Source organism: Streptomyces sp. NPDC044719 (assembly GCF_056433405.1).
The window spans coordinates 373,321-389,571 of sequence record NZ_JBWKHE010000002.1 but is presented as its reverse complement, the minus strand read 5'-3'; the positions used below and the strand labels follow the sequence as shown (position 1 = coordinate 389,571).

The 16,251-nt window shown below is 72.6% G+C and carries 16 protein-coding genes; 11 read left to right on the top strand and 5 right to left on the bottom strand.

Going from position 1 to position 16,251, the window contains the following annotated elements:
* The first annotated feature begins 57 nt into the window (after positions 1-57).
* Genes AC07DF_RS08500 through AC07DF_RS08490 form a run of 3 tightly spaced genes read left to right on the top strand, consistent with a single transcriptional unit; the run spans position 58 to position 2,692 of the window.
* Positions 58-978, top strand: coding sequence for a metal ABC transporter solute-binding protein, Zn/Mn family (locus AC07DF_RS08500; protein ID WP_478968245.1), 921 nt, complete (start codon positions 58-60; stop codon positions 976-978).
* Positions 975-1,823: a metal ABC transporter ATP-binding protein gene (locus AC07DF_RS08495; RefSeq protein WP_478968243.1), complete on the top strand. Its 849-nt coding sequence runs from the start codon at positions 975-977 to the stop codon at positions 1,821-1,823. Before AC07DF_RS08500 ends, AC07DF_RS08495 begins: the two co-directional genes overlap by 4 nt.
* Positions 1,820-2,692, top strand: coding sequence for a metal ABC transporter permease (locus AC07DF_RS08490; RefSeq protein ID WP_478968241.1), 873 nt, complete (start codon positions 1,820-1,822; stop codon positions 2,690-2,692). The genes AC07DF_RS08495 and AC07DF_RS08490 overlap by 4 nt, the downstream gene beginning before the upstream one ends.
* On the opposite strand, the gene AC07DF_RS08485 is transcribed toward AC07DF_RS08490, so the two are convergent.
* Complete coding sequence (locus AC07DF_RS08485; protein ID WP_478968239.1) at positions 2,655-2,933, bottom strand: hypothetical protein; 279 nt, start codon at positions 2,931-2,933, stop codon at positions 2,655-2,657. The genes AC07DF_RS08490 and AC07DF_RS08485 overlap by 38 nt on opposite strands.
* On the opposite strand from AC07DF_RS08485, the gene AC07DF_RS08480 reads away from it, so the two are divergent.
* Entirely contained in the window at positions 2,908-4,290 is a 1,383-nt protein-coding gene (locus AC07DF_RS08480; protein ID WP_478968237.1) for an FAD-binding oxidoreductase, read from the top strand. The genes AC07DF_RS08485 and AC07DF_RS08480 overlap by 26 nt on opposite strands.
* Before the next feature lie 29 nt (positions 4,291-4,319).
* The gene (locus AC07DF_RS08475; protein ID WP_478968235.1) at positions 4,320-5,129 is read left to right on the top strand and encodes an alpha/beta fold hydrolase; all 810 of its coding nucleotides are present in this window, start codon (positions 4,320-4,322) and stop codon (positions 5,127-5,129) included.
* Between the two features lie 7 nt (positions 5,130-5,136).
* On the opposite strand, the gene AC07DF_RS08470 is transcribed toward AC07DF_RS08475, so the two are convergent.
* Complete coding sequence (locus AC07DF_RS08470) at positions 5,137-5,976, bottom strand: (2Fe-2S)-binding protein (protein ID WP_478968233.1); 840 nt, start codon at positions 5,974-5,976, stop codon at positions 5,137-5,139.
* Positions 5,977-6,079: 103 nt separating this feature from the next.
* Between AC07DF_RS08470 and AC07DF_RS08465 the strand changes: the two genes are divergently transcribed.
* From AC07DF_RS08465 to AC07DF_RS08450, 4 genes are all read left to right on the top strand, one after another.
* A complete protein-coding gene (locus tag AC07DF_RS08465; RefSeq protein WP_478968231.1) occupies positions 6,080-7,255 on the top strand; it encodes an ATP-grasp domain-containing protein in 1,176 nt (391 codons plus the stop codon).
* The gene (locus AC07DF_RS08460; protein WP_478968229.1) at positions 7,252-8,982 is read left to right on the top strand and encodes an IucA/IucC family protein; all 1,731 of its coding nucleotides are present in this window, start codon (positions 7,252-7,254) and stop codon (positions 8,980-8,982) included. Before AC07DF_RS08465 ends, AC07DF_RS08460 begins: the two co-directional genes overlap by 4 nt.
* 85 nt (positions 8,983-9,067) lie before the next feature.
* A complete protein-coding gene (locus tag AC07DF_RS08455) occupies positions 9,068-10,804 on the top strand; it encodes an IucA/IucC family protein (RefSeq protein WP_478968227.1) in 1,737 nt (578 codons plus the stop codon).
* Positions 10,801-12,000 (top strand): type III PLP-dependent enzyme, encoded by a 1,200-nt coding sequence (locus AC07DF_RS08450; protein WP_478968224.1) that lies wholly within the window; start codon positions 10,801-10,803, stop codon positions 11,998-12,000. The genes AC07DF_RS08455 and AC07DF_RS08450 overlap by 4 nt, the downstream gene beginning before the upstream one ends.
* A gap of 5 nt (positions 12,001-12,005) precedes the next feature.
* Here AC07DF_RS08450 and AC07DF_RS08445 read toward each other — a convergent pair whose 3' ends face one another.
* Positions 12,006-12,620 (bottom strand): sigma-70 family RNA polymerase sigma factor, encoded by a 615-nt coding sequence (locus tag AC07DF_RS08445; RefSeq protein WP_478968222.1) that lies wholly within the window; start codon positions 12,618-12,620, stop codon positions 12,006-12,008.
* Positions 12,621-12,767: 147 nt separating this feature from the next.
* Positions 12,768-13,445 carry a hypothetical protein gene (locus AC07DF_RS08440; RefSeq protein ID WP_478968220.1) on the bottom strand — a complete coding sequence of 226 codons (678 nt, stop codon included), beginning with the start codon at positions 13,443-13,445 and terminating at the stop codon, positions 12,768-12,770.
* A 143-nt stretch (positions 13,446-13,588) separates the two neighbouring features.
* On the opposite strand from AC07DF_RS08440, the gene AC07DF_RS08435 reads away from it, so the two are divergent.
* Positions 13,589-14,734 (top strand): winged helix DNA-binding domain-containing protein, encoded by a 1,146-nt coding sequence (locus tag AC07DF_RS08435; RefSeq protein WP_478968219.1) that lies wholly within the window; start codon positions 13,589-13,591, stop codon positions 14,732-14,734.
* Positions 14,735-14,863: 129 nt separating this feature from the next.
* Here AC07DF_RS08435 and AC07DF_RS08430 read toward each other — a convergent pair whose 3' ends face one another.
* Positions 14,864-15,340 (bottom strand): DUF4396 domain-containing protein, encoded by a 477-nt coding sequence (locus AC07DF_RS08430; RefSeq protein WP_478968217.1) that lies wholly within the window; start codon positions 15,338-15,340, stop codon positions 14,864-14,866.
* 110 nt (positions 15,341-15,450) lie between these two features.
* On the opposite strand from AC07DF_RS08430, the gene AC07DF_RS08425 reads away from it, so the two are divergent.
* Positions 15,451-16,248: an SDR family NAD(P)-dependent oxidoreductase gene (locus AC07DF_RS08425; protein WP_478968215.1), complete on the top strand. Its 798-nt coding sequence runs from the start codon at positions 15,451-15,453 to the stop codon at positions 16,246-16,248.
* The last annotated feature ends 3 nt before the right edge of the window (positions 16,249-16,251 follow it).

The following is a 16,251-nucleotide window of genomic DNA, read 5'->3' as shown; positions in this document are numbered from 1 at the left end:
TTCCCATCTAGCGTGGCGCTGCCAAGTACCCCTGTGCACGTCCGTCATGGAGGAGCCATGCCCCTGTCCACGTCCCGCCACCTGGCGCTGCTGATCAGCGCGTCACTGGCCCTTCTCGCGGGCTGCGGCAGCTCGTCGGACTCCGCCGGCGGCAAGAGCACACCGGCCCGTGTCGCGGTGGTCGCCTCCACCGACGTCTACGGCGACATCGTTCGGCGCGTGGGCGGCGACAGAGTCGACGTCACCTCGATCATCAGCGACCCCGACCAGGACCCGCACTCCTACGAGGCCGACCCCCAGAACCAGCTGGCCCTGTCCAAGGCCGAGGTCGTCGTGGAGAACGGCGGCGGCTACGACGATTTCGTCGGCCGCATGCTGAAGGGCGGCCACAACGACTCCGCCCAGGTGATCGACGCGGTGAAGGTCTCCGGCAAGACCGCGCCGAAGGGCGGCGAGCTCAACGAGCACGTCTGGTACGACTTCCCCACCGTCGCCAAGGTCGCCGACCGCATAGCCGCCGCGCTCAGCAAGGCCGACCCGGCCGACGCGGTCGTCTTCGAGAAGAAGTCCGCCGCCTTCAAGGCCGGGCTCAGGCCGCTGGAGGCGAAGGAAGCCCGGATCAGGAAGGAGCACGGCGGCGCGGGCGTGGCGATCACCGAGCCCGTGCCGCTGTACATGACCGAGGCGAGCGGCCTGGTCGACCGGACGCCCGCGGAGTTCAGCGAGGCGATCGAAGAGGGTGACGACGTCTCCCCGCGGATCCTCCGGGAGAACCTGGCGCTGTTCAGCGGCAGGAAGGTCGAAGCCCTCGTCTACAACGAGCAGACCACCGGCCCGCAGACCCAGAGGACCGAGGCGGCGGCCAAGGCGGCCGGCATCCCCGTCGTGCCCGTCACCGAGACCCTGCCCAAGGGCGAGAACTACCTCGGCTGGATGACCGCCAACGTCGACGCGCTCGCGAACGCACTGGCCAAGTGAACCCGACACCCCGGCAGGACGGCGTTCCTGTCATCAGTCTGCGCGGCGCGGCCCTTTCGTACGGAACCCGCGAGGTGTGGAGCGGCCTCGATCTCGACGTACGGGCCGGGGAGTTCCTGGCCGTGCTGGGGCCGAACGGTGCGGGCAAGACCAGTCTCGTAAGGGCGCTGCTGGGCCGCCGGCCGCTGTCCGCCGGGACGTTGACCGTCCTCGGCCGCCCCGCCCGCGACGCCGCCCGGGACGTCGGCTACGTCCCGCAGCAGGCCGCGCTGTCCGCGCAGGCCATGCTGCGCGCCCGGGACCTCGTACGGTTCGGCGTCGACGGGCACCGCTTCGGGCCACGGCTGCGCACCGGCGGGGTCCGGCGCCGGGTCGACGGGATCCTCGAGGCGGTCGGGGCGGCGGCCTACGCCGATGTGCCGCTCGGGATGCTGTCCGGCGGCGAACGGCAACGCGTCCGCATCGGGCAGGCCCTGGCCACCGACCCGCGGATCCTGCTGTGCGACGAGCCACTGCTGTCGCTCGACCTGAATCACCAGCGGGCCGTCACCGAACTGATCGACGCCCGGCGCCGCTCCCACGGCACGGCGGTGGTCTTCGTGACGCACGAGATCAACCCGGTGCTGGGGCTGGTCGACCGGGTGCTGTACCTGGCCCCCGGCGGCCACCGCGCCGGAACCCCGGACGAGGTGCTGACCTCCGAGTCGCTGTCCCGGCTGTACGGCACACAGGTCGACGTCGTACGGGTGCGCGGCCGGGTGGTGGTCGTGGGCGCGCCCGACGAACCGGCCGCACCGGCGCACCATCCCGAGCCGTCGGACGAGACGGACGGAGTGCGCACATGACGCTCGCCGCCGGGATCTGGCACCAGATCTTCGACTTCACCGACTACGGCGAACTCCTCGTCCTGGTCCGCAACTCCCTCGTCGCGGGCGTGGCGCTGGGGCTCGTGGGCGGGCTGGCCGGGGTGTTCGTGCTGATGCGGGACCTGCCGTTCGCGGTGCACGGCATCAGCGAACTGTCCTTCGCGGGCGCCTCGGCGGCGCTGTTGCTGGGCGTGAACATCGTGGCGGGGTCGATCGCCGGCTCGCTCCTGGCGGCCGGCGTCATCGGGGTGCTGGGGTCGCGGGCCCGCGACCGCAACTCGGTGATCGGCATCATCATGCCGTTCGGGCTGGGCCTGGGCGTGCTCTTCCTGGCCCTCTACCAGGGCCGGGCGGCCAACAAGTTCGGCCTGCTCACCGGGCAGATCGTCGCCGTGGACACCCCGCAGATGTCGTGGCTGCTCGGCACGTCCGTGCTGGTGCTGGCCGCTCTGGCGGTCATGTGGCGTCCACTCGCCTTCGCCAGCACCGATCCGGATGTGGCGGAGGCGCGCGGGGTGCCGGTGCGGGCACTGTCCTTCGCGTTCATGCTGGTGCTCGGCCTCGCTGTCGCCCTGTCGGTGCAGGTGGTCGGCGCGCTGCTGGTGCTGACGCTGGTCGTCACCCCGGCCGCTGCCGCCGCCCGCGTCACCGCGTCGCCGGTGCTGCTGCCCGTGCTGAGCGTGCTGTTCGCCGTGGCCTCGATCGAGGGCGGCATCCTGCTCGCCCTGGGCAGCAGCATCCCCATCAGCCCCTACGTCACGACGATCTCGTTCGGCCTCTACGCGGTGTGCCGGGTGGCCGGTAGGCGGCTCAGCGTACGAAGACCACCCGCCCGTCGAACACGGTGAGATCCACCCGCACTTCGGTGATCTCGTACGGGTCGAGGCCCGGCAGCGGCCGCTCCAGGACGCAGACCCGTACTCCGGCGTCGAGCGCGGAGCGCAGCGGCCACTGGTGGGTAAGCGCATGCCACAGGGGGTGCGGGCCCTGTGGACATGCATCGCCGCGCGGTCGGCGGGACGCTGGTGATGTCAGCACGGTCAGGCGTTCCGAGGAGATCGTCATGAACAGCGCCACCCTGGAAGACATGCGGACCACGCTGCGAGGACCGGTCATAGGCCCACGGGACGCCGAGTACGACCAGGCCCGCAAGATCTACAACGCGATGATCGACAAACGCCCCGCCGCCATCGTGCGGTGCGCGGACGCCGCGGACGTCATGGCCGCGGTCGCCTACGTCCGCGATCACGGCCTGGAACTCGCCGTGCGGGGCGGCGGGCACAGCGGCCCGGGCCTGTGCCTGGTGGACGACGGTGTGACCATCGACCTCTCACCGATGCGCGGGGTGCGTGTCGACCCGGCGACGAAGACCGCGCAGGCCGGCGGCGGCGCTCAGCTCGGCGACCTGGACCACGCCACCCACGCGTTCGGCCTGGCCACCCCCACGGGCATCATCTCCATGACAGGGGTCGGGGGCCTGACCCTCGGCGGCGGACACGGCTATCTCACCCGCAAGTACGGCCTGACCGCGGACAACCTGATCGCCGCCGATGTCGTGCTGGCGGACGGCGGCTACGTCACCGCGAGCGCGGACGAACACCCGGACCTGTTCTGGGCCCTGCGGGGAGGCGGCGGCAACTTCGGCATCGCGACCTCCCTCACCTACCGGCTGCACCCGGTGGACACGGTCGGGGTCGGGGTGACCGTCTGGCCGGTGGATCACACCCGCGAGGCGCTGGCGTGGTACCGCGAGTTCCTCCCGCAGGCGCCCGAGGACGTGTACGGCTTCTTCAACGTCTTCGTCGTCCCGCCCGGCCCGCCCTTCCCGGAGGAGCTCCACCGGCGGAAGGTGTGCGGCATCGTGTGGTGCCTCACCGGCGACCTGGACGGGCTCGACGAGACGCTCTCCGTGGTGAACGAGGCCGGACCGCCGGCCTTCCAGTTCACGACCCCGATGCCCTACGTCGGGCTGCAGAGCATGTTCGACGAACTGATCCCGACCGGCTACCAGTGGTACTGGCGCGGCGACTTCTTCGACCACATCCCGGACGCCGCCCTGGACGTCCACCTCAAGTACGGCGAGAACAACCCCACCCAGCTCTCGCTGATGCACCTCTACCCCGTCGACGGGGCGGCCCACCGGGTCGGCCCGGACGACACCGCGTGGAGCTACCGGGACGCGGTCTGGTCCGGCGTCTTCGCCGGTGTGGACCCCGACCCGGTCAACGCCGGGGCCATCAGGCAGTGGTGCGTCGACTACCAGGAGGAGCTGCACCCGTACTCCATGGGCGGCTCGTACGTGAACTTCATGGGGGCGGGCGAGGGCCAGGAGCGAGTCCGCGCGACCTACCGCGACCACTACGACAGGCTCGCGCGGGTCAAGCGGACCTACGACCCGGACAACCTGTTCCACGCCAACCAGAACATCGCGCCGGCGCAAGGGTGACGACACGGGTCCCGCCACGGGAGGCGGCCATGGGACAAATGATCAACGCTGACGGTGTGGATCTCTGGGTCGAGCGACGGGGCCAGGGACCCGACGTCCTGCTCATCTCGGGGCTCGGGGACCCCGCCGAGGCGTGGGAGGCGCAGCTCGACGGGCTCGCGGACCGCTACCGGCTCACCGCCTTCGACAACCGTGGAGTCGGTCGTACGCCGCTGCCCGAAGGGCCGCTCACCGTGCCTGGGATGGCCGACGACGCCGCGGCACTGCTGCGGGCGCTGGAGATACCGGCCGCCCATGTGACCGGTTTCTCGGGAGGCAGCTTCATCGCCCAGGAGCTGGCGTTGCGGCATCCGGGCCTGGTCCGCAGCCTGGTCCTGATGAGTACGGCGGCCCGCCCGGACCCCTACTTCCGTGCCATGACGCGCTTCTGGGACTGGATGGTGGAGCGGGCCCCGAGCGAGCGGGCCATGCTCGAGGCGTTCTACCTGTGGGTCTACACGCCGCGCGCCCACGCCGACGGCACGGTCGACCGGTTCATCGACGAGGTGCTGGCCTTCGGGCATCCGCAGTCCACGGAAGCCTTCCGGCGCCAGCTCGCGGGGTTCGGCCGCCATGACACGGCCGACCGCCTCGACGGCATCACGGCACCGACGCTGGTCCTCTCGGGCGAGATCGACCTCGCCACACCGCCCCGCCTCGGCCGCGCGGTCGCCGACGGCATCCCGGACGCCGAGTTCGAGATCCTGCCCGGGGAGGCTCATCAGCCGTTCCAGGAGGTGCCGGAGGTGTTCAACGCGCGGGTCGAGGCGTTCTGGCGCAAGGTGGAGGCCGGAGGCTGACGGTTCGTCACTCCTCCAGTCGGCGCAGTCGTTCCGTGTCGCAGGTGCGGGGGCAGGTGCCGCAGGCTTCGTCGGGCCGGATGGCGTAGTAGAGGCAGCAGCCGGCGCGGGTGCGGGTCGTGTGACGGCGGCCGTCGGTGCCGGTCAGCAGGCGGAAGTCCGCTCCCGAGGGGTACGGGCTGACGGGTTCGGGGAGCAGGGCGGTCGCCGCGCGTACGGCGTCCTCCTCGCGGCCGAGGGTCCGGCCCAGGTACCAGATCCCGGAGACGAGGTCGTCGCCGACCATGCCCCACAGGGCGCGCGGTCCGCGGCGCACGGCGGGGCCGAGGGCGGTGAGCAGCGGGCGCATGTGGTCGGCGACCGCGGCGCGCAGCTCGGCACGCAGGGCCTCCTCTCCCGCGACGGTCACCGCGCCGGGCAGGGCGGCGACGGGGTCGCCGGGCAGGCAGGCGACGCGCGGCTCGGGTGTGATCGTGTACGCGCCGGCCGCGAGGTCCAGGCGCACTGACTGAAGCCGGATGCGCGGCACCCGGCGTTCCAGGTACCAGACGCCGCTCATCAGGAGGGCGATCGACCAGGCGTAGTCGTGCAGGGCGCGCGATGCGGTGACGTGGGGGCGGGGGGTCTGGGCGTAGCGGGTGTGGATGCGCGTGGCCTCGGCGTCCAGGAAGGCGTCGAGTACTGACTGATCCGACGTCAGTTCGGCTGCGGTGAGCGCCTGTTGGCCGTCGGCCGTCCGGGGGTCCGCGACCTCGACGGTCAGCGCCTCGCAGATGCCGGTCAACCGCCGGTAGGCGGTGCCGAGGACGGAGGCGAGGGTCGGCGGTGACTCCAGGACAGTGCGCATCGATCACTCCTACGGGCGGTTGCAACCCGCGATTGGATAGGTAAGGCTAACCTAAGGTACAAGATCGTCGGACGTGCTCCCGACCCACCGATGGAAGACCGCCATGCGCCTGTACCTGCTCGCCCTCAATCCGACGGACTCCGTCACCGAGGGCTTCCTGCCCGCCGCCGCCCGGCTGGGCCTGGACGTCACCGTCCTCACCGACCAGCCCGACGCCCACCGGAGAACCCGCCCGGACGTCGAGGTCCTGGAGTGTGACGTGCGGGACTTCCGGGCCGTCGTGTCGCGGATCTCGGTCCACGCCGGCCCTGGTGCCGTCTTCACCAACAGCGACCACCTCCAGACCCAGGCCGCCCTGGCCGCCGCCTACTTCGGCCTGCCCGGCAAGGACTGGCGGGCCACCCTGCGCTGCAAGGACAAGGCGGAGATGCGCCGCCGCCTGGCCGCCGCCGGGGCCGACGCCGCCTGGTCGGCCGAACTCACCGAACCGGCTGCCCCGCCGGACGCGCCCTACCCATGTGTCGTCAAGCCCCGTGAGGGCGTGGCCAGCGAGGACGTCCTGCTCGTGGACGGCCCCGAGGACCTGGTGATCCGCGCCAAGGAGATCCTTGAGCGCCGGCCGGGCACCACCCTGGTCGTCGAGGAGTACCTCCCCGGCGAGCTGTGCACCCTGGAGACCCTGGGCGACGGCAAGGTCCGCCACGTCCTGGGCGGCTTCCGCACCGAGCTGTCGCCGCCCCCGCGCTTCGTCGAGCAGCGCCTCACCTTCGTCCCCGCGCACCCCGAGCCGGTCGTCGCGCAGGTGCTCGCCCAACTGGACGCGCTCGGCGTCGGGTTCGGCGCCTGTCACACCGAGTTCGTGGTGCACGAGGGGCGGGCGCGGATCATCGAGGTCAACTACCGGGCCATCGGCGACCAGTGCGATCTGCTGCTCGAACGGCTCCTCGGGATCCCGCTGTTCGAGCACATCCTCCGCACCCACCTGGGCGAACCGCTCCCGGCCGATCCGGGAATCCGCCGCGATCGCGCCGCCGTCCTGGAGTACCCGTGCGCCGACCGCGCCGGGACCCTGACCGGCGCCCCGGCCGCCGCCGAGCTCACCGTCGACGGGGTGTGCCTGACGTACCGTCCGCTGCGCGCGGTGGGTGAGCGGCACGAGTTGTACGGCACCAACCGGGACTACCTCGGCGTCCTGCGGGCCACCGGCACCGACCAGGAGACCGTGGACCGCGTGGCCGCCGATTTCCTGGCCGGCCTCCGCTGGGAGATCCGGGCGTGACCGTACTGCCATCCGTGCCGGACAGCTGCGCGGCCGAACTGCTCACCCGGGTGCTGAGCGCCCTGCTGCGCGAGGACGTCGTCGGACTGCGCACCCGGAGCACTCTGGTCCACCGGCCGGACGGGCCATGGCTGCGGCTCACCGCAGGTCGTGACGCCCTGCTGCTGCCGGTCGCCGAGGACGGCTTCCAGTGCGAGTACGCCGCCCGGCTGCCGCTCCTCCTGCGCGCGTCGGACGGCGCCGAGCTGGCGTCGTACGAAGAGGTGCTGGACGCGCTGCGCGCGCTCGCCGAGCCCGAGGACCGGGCCGGCTTCGACGCCTTCGCCGAGGAGTGCCGGCAGACGCTGGCCACCTCACGGCTGCACGCGGACACCCACGATGCCGTCGCCGGGCGGCTGACCGGCCGTCACGGTGCCGAGCCGGCTCGTTGGACCGGCCTCGGCGACGGAACGGCGTTCGACGCGCTCGCCGCCCGGCTGGACCATCCGGTGTACCCGACGGCACGCGGCCGGGCCGGGCTGGACGAGGAGCAACTGCGGTCGTACGCACCTGAGTTCCATCCGCGCTTCCCGCTGCGCTGGCTCGCCGTGCCCCGGGACGCGGTCCTGCTGACCGGCACGCTGCCCGAGCCGTGGCCCACGCCCGCGCGGCTCGGTCTGGCCGGACTGGAGCGCACTCACCTCGCCCTGCCGGTGCACCCGCTGACCGTCGGCCCGGCGCTCGACGCGGCCTTACGGGCCACCGGCCTGCGCGGGCGGGCGGTACTGGCCGAACGGGGCTGTCTCGACGTCGTACCGACCCTGTCCATGCGGACGGTGGCGACGGTGGCGGACCCGGCGCTGCACCTCAAACTGCCCCTCGTCACCTCGTCGTTGGGGCTGCGCAACAAGCGGTCCGTCAAGCCCGGCACGCTTCTCGACGGGGCCGTGGGGCAACGGCTGATCCAAGAGGTCATCGCTCGCGAGCCCCGGTTCCGCGACACGATCCTGCACGCCGACGAGACCACGTACGCCCACGCGGGGCACGAACTCCTGGCCGTGTTGTGCCGCCGCTACCCGGCCGGTCTCGGGGACTCGGTCGTCGTGCCGATGGCGGCGCTCCTCGCCGAGGCGCCCGACGGGCGGCTGGTCGTCGACCATCTCGCCGACCGCTTCTACGGCGGTGACCCGATCGCCCTGCTGGACGCCTGTCTGACCCTGCTGTTCGACTGGCAGGCCACGCTGTTCGGGTACGGCGTCGCGCTGGAGTCGCACCAGCAGAACATCTCCCTGGTGCTTCGGCCGGGCGGTCTCCGGCTGCTGTTCAAGGACAACGACGGGCCGCGGGTCAACGTGGGGCGGCTGTGCGCCCGGATGCCCGGCGGGTGGGACTTCGACGACCCCCGGGTCCTCGGCACGGAGGACGGGCCGGTGGCCGACCTCTTCGCCACCATCACGGTCCATCTGTGCGCGGGCGCCTACGCGTTCGGGCTGGCCCGGCACGGCCGCGCCCCGCTGCCCGTGCTGCTGCGGCTGGTGCGCCGACGGCTGGCCGAGGCCGTGGAGCGGCTCGGCGGCGAGGCGGGGGACGTCCTGCGCGCCCGGGTCCTGGACGCCCCGGAGCTGCCGGTGAAGGCGATGGTCACGGCCGGGACGCTGCTCAGCAAGGAGCGTTCGGGCGCCGCCGACATCAACAAGCACTACACGACCGGGCCCAACTACCTGCTGACGTCCCGGAGTACGCCATGAGAACCCGGGGCCGGACCTCCGGTTTTGTCGTCGCCCGTACTCGCCCCGCCCCTCCCCCACACTCGCGCAACCGCTGGAGCCTGCCATGCCCTCGATGACCGAATCTCCCGGCGCCACCACCGCGCCGGTCGCCCTGCCCACCGCCGACGACGTGGTGGCTCACACCCTGCTGAACTGTCTGCTGCGCGAGGTGTCCGGGCCGGAGCGGCAGACCGTCGTCACCGACGGCCGTCTGCTGCTGCGGCTGCCCCGCCGCGGGGTGCTGCTGAGTGTCACCCTGCGCCGTACGTCGCTGCTCGGCGCGCACCGGTTCGCCGGCCCGGTGCGCGAGGAGCGGGACGGCGGCTGGGCGGACGTGGACTGGCGGCGGCTGGCCGAGTACACCCGTGACGAGCTGTCGCTGCGCACCGGGGTGCGCAACGAGGAGTTCCTGGCGCAGGTCGCCTCCAGCCACGCGGCCGTCGAGGGCGCGCTCACCGGCCTGCCGGAGGTGCCGGAGCCTCCGGGCGACCCGCTGGCCGCCTACCTCGCCTCCGAGCAGTCCCTGCTCTTCGGGCACCGCTTCCACCCCACGCCCAAGGCCCGCACCGGCGACCCGCGTTCCTGGGCCGCGTACGCCCCCGAGGCGGGTGCCTCCTTCCCGCTGCGGCACCTCGCCGTGCGGGAGCACCTGATCGCGCAGGAGAGCGCCGAACCGTGGGCCATCGCCGCCCTGGACCGGCAGCGCCCGGATGTCCCGGACGGCTTCCGGCTGCTGCCCGCCCACCCCTGGCAGTACGAGACGCTCCGGGAGCACCCGCTGCTGCGCGCCGCCCTGGAGCGCGGCGACGTGCTCGACCTGGGGCCGGGCGGCCGTCCCTTCGCGGCCACCGCGTCCGTGCGCACGCTGTACGACGGGGAGACGTTCCTGAAGTTCAGCCTGAACGTACGCATCACCAACTGCCTGCGCAAGAACAGCAGTTACGAGCTGACCGGGGCGGTCGCCCTCACCCGGGCGCTGGCCCCGGCCCTGTCCGACCTCGCCGGGCGCTTCCCCGGCGGTGCCGTGCTCCGTGAGCCCGCCTACCGCAGCCTCGCCCTGCCCGGGCCCGACGGCGTGCCGGACCGCGAGCTGCTGGAGGGCTTCGGCGTCATCGTCCGCGAGGGCCTGTCCCGGCGGCTCGCCCCCGGCACCACTCCCCTGCTCGCGGCCGCCGTCGCCGACGAGTACCCGACGAGTGCAGCCCAGGTCTCCCGGCTCCTCGCCGGGGCGGACGCGTCCACGGCGCTCGACTGGTGGTCGGCCTATCTGGATCTCCTCCTGCCGCCCGTCCTCGCCGCCTATTTCGACCACGGCCTGGTCCTGGAGCCGCATCTGCAGAACGTGCTGCTCTGCGTCGACGACGCCGGCCGGCCCGCCCAGGTCCTCTTCCGGGACCTGGAGGGCGCCAAGCTGGTGCCCGAGCAGCACACTCAGACGCTGGCCGCGCTGGAGCCGGAGGTGGCCGGGCCGATGACGTACGACGCGCGGCGCGGCTGGGACCGGGTCGTGTACTGCCTGCTCGTCAACCACGTGGCAGAGATGCTCGCGGCCCTCGCCGACCTGCATCCGGAGACGGAGGCGGCACTGTGGGCACGTGTGCGGGAGACGCTGCGCGCCTACGCCGACCGGCACGGCTGCCCGCCCCGCCTGGCCGCCCTGCTCGCCGGGGTGCCGCTGCCCGCCAAGACGAACCTGCTCACGCGCTGGGAGCGCAAGGCCGACCGCCGGGCCGGATACGTCCGGCTCCCGTCGCCGCTGGGCGAAGAGGTGCTGCACGAGGCGAAGAGGAGCACCCGATGACCCGCCCCACCTCCGCGGTGAACGACCGTGCCCTGTCACTGCCGTCCACGGAACTGCCGGCCTACCTCTACGACTTGGTGGCTCTGCGCACACACGCCGCCGGGATCCGGGCCGCGCTGCCCGGGCGGGTCGAGCTGTACTACGCGGCCAAGGCCAACCCGGAGCCGGAGATCCTGGCCGCGCTGGAGCCCTGCGTCGACGGATACGAGGTCGCGTCGGGCGGTGAACTCGCCCATGTGGCCAAGGCGGCGCCAGGCCGGCCGCTGGCCTTCGGCGGGCCCGGCAAGACGCCCGACGAGGTGACGGCCGCTCTGGAGCTGGGCGTCGAGCGCTTCCACGTCGAGAGCGAGCACGAACTGCGCGTGCTGGCCGGGCTGGCCCGCCGCGTCGCACCCCGGCGGCGTGTCGCGGTGCTGCCGCGCGTCAACCTGCCGGTTCCAGTCGGCTCGCTCGCGAGGAGCTCGCTGGCGATGGGCGGACGGCCGACCCCCTTCGGCCTGGACCCGGCGCGGGCCGAGTCCGTGATCCTGACGCTCACCGACGGCACGTACCCACAGCTCGAACTGCGGGGCGTACACGCCCACTTGGCGAGCGGCCTGGAGGCGGCGGAGCTGGTGGGCATCGCGGAGAGCGTGACCGGATGGGCCACGGGGCTCGGTGTGCCGATAGCGGAGGTCAACGTCGGGGGCGGCATGAGCGTCGACTACGCCGACCCGGAGCGCCGCTTCGACTGGGCCGCGTACGGTGAAGGGCTGGCCCGGCTCACCGCGGCGCATCCGGGGCTGACGCTGCGGATCGAGCCGGGGCGGGCGCTCACCGCGTACTGCGGCTGGTACGCCACGGAGGTGCTGGACGTGAAGCACAGCCACGGCGAGGAGTTCGCCGTCGTCCGGGGTGGCACACACCATCTGCGCACCCCGGCGACGAAGGGACACGACCAGCCCTGCTCCGTGCTGCCCGTGGACACCTGGCCGCACCCCTGGCCGCGCCCGGCGGCGAGGAACGGGCCCGTGACACTCGCGGGGCAGCTGTGCACACCGAAGGACGTGCTGGCCCGCCGGGTAGCGGTGCCGGAGCTCAGGGCCGGGGACCGGGTGGTGTTCTCCCTGGCGGGCGCCTACGCCTGGAACATCTCGCATCACGACTTCCTGATGCATCCCAGGCCCGGGTTCCACTTCCTGGACGACGACGCCTAGGAGTGTCAGGCAGCGGCGAGGGCGGGTGCCGCCGGTTCCTCGGCCTCGTCCAGCAGGGCCATGAGCGTCGCCCGCGCACGTGCCACCCGGGAGCGGACCGTGCCCACCGGGCAGTCGCTCAGCGCGGCGGCCTCCGCGTACGGCAGACCGAGCAGCTGCGTGAGGACGAACGCCTCGCGCCGCTCCTGAGGCAGCGCGTCCATCAGCTCGCGCAGTGCCACGCCGTCGTCGAAGCCGGGCAGACCGCGCGGCTGGGCGAGTTCGACCGCCAGCTCCCAGTCCGGCAGATCGGCCGGGCGGGGGCGCACAGCGGAGCAGCGAAGGCTGTCCGCCACCGCACGCCGGGCGATGGCCAGCAGCCAGACACGCGCCGAGGAACGGCCCTCGAACCGGTGCAGACTGCCGAGCGCCCGCAGGAACGTGTCCTGCGCCAGATCGTCCACGGCCTGCGGATCGGCGCACAGATGGGCGACGTAGCGGATGACGTCACGGTGCAGGGCGCGCACGAAGTGGTCGACGGCCGCGGAGTCGCCGCCGCGCGCGGCCAGCGCCCAGGCGGTTATCGACTCGTCGGACGACGGATTTCTCTCGTGCGAAAGGGGCAGGGCAGGAGGGATCACCTGGTGTCCTTCTCGGAATTCCGGGACCACGCGAAAGCGCGTACGACCCGGTGAGCGGGGATACGGCCGCGTCCGTAAGGCGTGACGTACGGACGCGGGACCGAGACCGGGGCGCGCGGAATGCCGCCCCGGGACTGCCGGCTGCCGTCAGGCGGCAGCGGCCCCCGCGGGTGGTCCTCGAGAGGTGATCGCGTGGACGAGAAGGAGAAGGCGCGGCGCGCGGTCCGAGGGCCGACGGCGCCGGACACGCACGGGCGGGGGCGGCGGCGTGGGCAGGGCGCACAGGAGCCGCAGCGGCGCGGCCAGCCTGCTCCCCACGGCGCGCAGCAGACGGAAGACGGCCCGTTCGCCGTGGCCCAGCCACAGTCCGCACAGCAGCGCGGCCAGCAGGTGGGCGGCGAGCATGCCGAGGGACGAGTCACCGCCCGGGGCGTGCCCCGTATGCCCCATGTGAGGGGACATGGAGCCCATGTCATGCCCCATGGATCCCATGCCGTGACCCATGGCTCCCGTGCCATGACCCGTGGAGGCCATGTCCATGGAGTCCGTACCACCGGGCGCCCCGGCGGCCGGTGACGGTACGAGCGAGAACGCCGAGTGAAGTCCGGTCTGGACGACCACGGCGACGGCGACGACCAGCCGGAGTCCGCGCTCGCGGCCCGCCAGGCACCAGCCCGCCACACCCGTCACGGCCCAGCCGGCACCCAGGGCCGACAGGGGGACGTGGTCGCCGGACATCATGACGTGCCCCAGGGCGGCGAGCACGACACAGACGGCCGCGAACACCGCGGCCCGTGTCGTGCGAGCACACCACCCAGCTGTCATGGCGCCTCATCTTCGCATCCGGCCCCGCTCCTGCACCCATGGGTACGGACATCGCCCGGCCCCGGCACTCAATTGGCGACATGTGATCCAGGCCACTGTCCGGGAATCGATGCCTCCGGCCGGGCCACGGCAGAATCCCCGGCGTGGACATCACCGCGCAGGAGCTCAACCGGGCGACCCTCGGCCGTCAGTTGCTGCTGGGCAGGGAGGTGATGGAGGCCGGGGAGGCCGTGCGGCGTGTGGTGGCGCTCCAGGCGCAGCACGCCGCTTCGCCGTATGTGGCGCTGTGGAACCGGCTGGCCGGCTTCTCCCCGGCCGAGCTGGACGACGCCTTCGCGCGGCGCGCCGTGGTCAAGGCGACCCTGATGCGCATCACGCTGCACGCGGTCCACGCGGACGACTACCAGGTGTTCCGTGAGGCGATGCAGCAGACGCTGTACGCGTCGCGGCTCGGCTACCGTTTCGCCGCCGCGGGGCTCACACCGGCCGACGGCGAGGCACTCGTCCCGGAGCTGCTGGACTTCGCCGACCGGCCGCGTACGGCCGCGGAACTCCAGGCATGGCTGGAGGAGCGGGTCGGCGCGGACAAGAAGGCCGGCGCGTGGTGGGGGCTCAAGGGGTATGCGCCGCTGCTCCACCTCCCGACCGGCGGACCCTGGTCGTTCGGCACCCGGGCGTCGTTCGTGGCGGCGCGGTCCGGTCCCGCGCCGACGGGCCGGGAGTCGACGGCTGAGGCACTCGAGCAGCTCGTCCTGCGCTATCTGCGGGGCTTCGGGCCGGCGTCGGTGGCGGACGTGGCGCAGTTCGCCATGCTGCCGCGCCAGCCGATACGGCGGACGCTGCTGGCCCTCTCCGACACGGTGGAACAGCTCCGCGGACCGGACGGGACGGTCCTGTACGACGTACCGGACGCCCCGCGCCCACCGGCTGACACTCCGGCGCCACCGCGCCTCATGGCCATGTGGGACAGCGTCCTGCTGGCCCACGCCGACCGCAGCCGCGTGATCCCCCCGGACTATCGCCGACTGGTGATCCGCGTGAACGGTGACGTACTGCCCACCCTGCTGGTCGACGGCCGGGTCGCCGGCGTGTGGCGCGCGACCGGCGAGGGCATCGAGGCCACGGCGTTCCACGACCTGCCGCCCACCACCTGGGACGGCCTCGCACAGGAAGCCGCCTCCTTGACAAGCCTCCTGACCGACCGCGACACCGAGCTCTACCGCCGCTACCACCACTGGTGGCCGAAACTCCCCGCCGGGCAGGTACGCCTGCTCACCGGCCCCGGGTGACTCCCCTGCGCCGTACCCGGCGGCGACGGCGCGGCCCGCTCAGGAAGTCGACACGGTATGCGTCATGCAGGGGGCAACGGCCCGTGGCGTCGCGTGGTTCCCTTGCGTCGGCCGACCGGTGACATCGCGTCAGTGGTGCTGGTGGACGACGGCATGGCCCTTGCCCCGGCCGATCATCCACTTGTTGACCGGTGTCGTGATGAGGAAGGCCACAGCGAAACCGCCCAGCAGCGCGGACCAGAACAGTCCGTCCGAGAGCTGGGCCTCCATCGCACCCGGGGTGAGCGCGATGATCGCGTTGTCGACCAGTTCCATCACCGCGATCGAGACCGTGTCCGCGGCCAGCGCGACCTTGATCGCGGCCTTGAGGCCGAGGCCGGCCCGCACGACCGCGAACAAGGTGAACGAGTAGCCGAAGAGGAAGGCGAGCCCGATCGCCAGAACCATGGTGGGCACGTCGCCCCACGCCAGCGCGGTACCGATGACCATGCCGAGGATCTCGCCGATCGCACAGCCCGTCAGACAGTGCAGGGTCGCCTTCACGGCGGTCCCCCAGGACGCCGCCCCGCGCGGGTGCCGTGCCGGGTGATGACGTGTGTGGTCCACAAAGTGCCAGTATGCGTCAGCCGCGTGTTCCGGAGGAGGCATGGGCGGACCGGGCTGTCGTCCTGTCCCGCCGACACCCCCGGTGATCGATCCGCCTAGAGTGTCGGGTCATGACGACACAGGCCGACCGGTCAACGCAGGCGTATCTCTCCGAGTTGTTCTCCTTGACCGGCCGCGTCGCGGTGGTCACCGGCGGCAGTTCCGGCATCGGTCGCGCCATCACCGGCGCCCTCGCCCGTGCCGGTGCCGGCGTGGTGGTCGTGGCCCGGGGAGAGGCCGGGCTCACCGCGACGGTCGAGGAGCTGACGGCTCAGGGCTGCCGCGCCGCGTGGGTCAGCGCCGACCTGAGCACGCGTGAGGGTGTGCGGACGGCCGCCGAGCGGGCGGTCGAGGCGTTCGGGGAGCCCGACATTCTCGTCAACAGCGCCGGGATCAATCTGCGCCCGCCGATGGACGAACTCACCGAGGACGTCTGGGACCTCACGATGGCCGTCAACCTGGAGGCGCCCTTCCTGCTGGGGCAGCGCTTCGGCCCGGGCATGGCGGAGCGCGGGTTCGGGCGGATCCTGCACATCAGCTCGCAGCAGGCGCACCGGGCGTTCGTGCAGAGCGGCGCGTACGGCGCCTCGAAGGGCGGACTGGAGGCGCTGGCGCGCTCCCAGGCCGAGGCGTGGTCGCCGCGCGGCGTCACCTGCAACGTCCTGGTGCCGGGCTTCGTCATGACACCGCTCAACGAGCGCCTGTCGTCGGATCCGGAGAAGGTGGCCGCCCTCGCCACCCGCACCTTGATCGGGCGGAACGGCCTGGCCGAGGACTTCGCGGGCGCGGCCGTCTTCCTGGCGAGCCCGGCGTCCGCCTACGTCACCGGACAGTCGGTCTACGTCGACGGCGGTATGTCCGTCCACTGACAC

Coding starts and splice junctions, on each gene's coding strand:
- AC07DF_RS08425 (WP_478968215.1), top strand. CDS start 15,451: ATGACGACACAGGCCGACCGGTCAACGCAGGCGTATCTCTCCGAGTTG.
- AC07DF_RS08480 (WP_478968237.1), top strand. CDS start 2,908: ATGAACAGCGCCACCCTGGAAGACATGCGGACCACGCTGCGAGGACCG.
- AC07DF_RS08450 (WP_478968224.1), top strand. CDS start 10,801: ATGACCCGCCCCACCTCCGCGGTGAACGACCGTGCCCTGTCACTGCCG.
- AC07DF_RS08500 (WP_478968245.1), top strand. CDS start 58: ATGCCCCTGTCCACGTCCCGCCACCTGGCGCTGCTGATCAGCGCGTCA.
- AC07DF_RS08490 (WP_478968241.1), top strand. CDS start 1,820: ATGACGCTCGCCGCCGGGATCTGGCACCAGATCTTCGACTTCACCGAC.
- AC07DF_RS08475 (WP_478968235.1), top strand. CDS start 4,320: ATGGGACAAATGATCAACGCTGACGGTGTGGATCTCTGGGTCGAGCGA.
- AC07DF_RS08455 (WP_478968227.1), top strand. CDS start 9,068: ATGCCCTCGATGACCGAATCTCCCGGCGCCACCACCGCGCCGGTCGCC.
- AC07DF_RS08485 (WP_478968239.1), bottom strand. CDS start 2,933: ATGTCTTCCAGGGTGGCGCTGTTCATGACGATCTCCTCGGAACGCCTG.
- AC07DF_RS08470 (WP_478968233.1), bottom strand. CDS start 5,976: ATGCGCACTGTCCTGGAGTCACCGCCGACCCTCGCCTCCGTCCTCGGC.
- AC07DF_RS08465 (WP_478968231.1), top strand. CDS start 6,080: ATGCGCCTGTACCTGCTCGCCCTCAATCCGACGGACTCCGTCACCGAG.
- AC07DF_RS08440 (WP_478968220.1), bottom strand. CDS start 13,445: ATGACAGCTGGGTGGTGTGCTCGCACGACACGGGCCGCGGTGTTCGCG.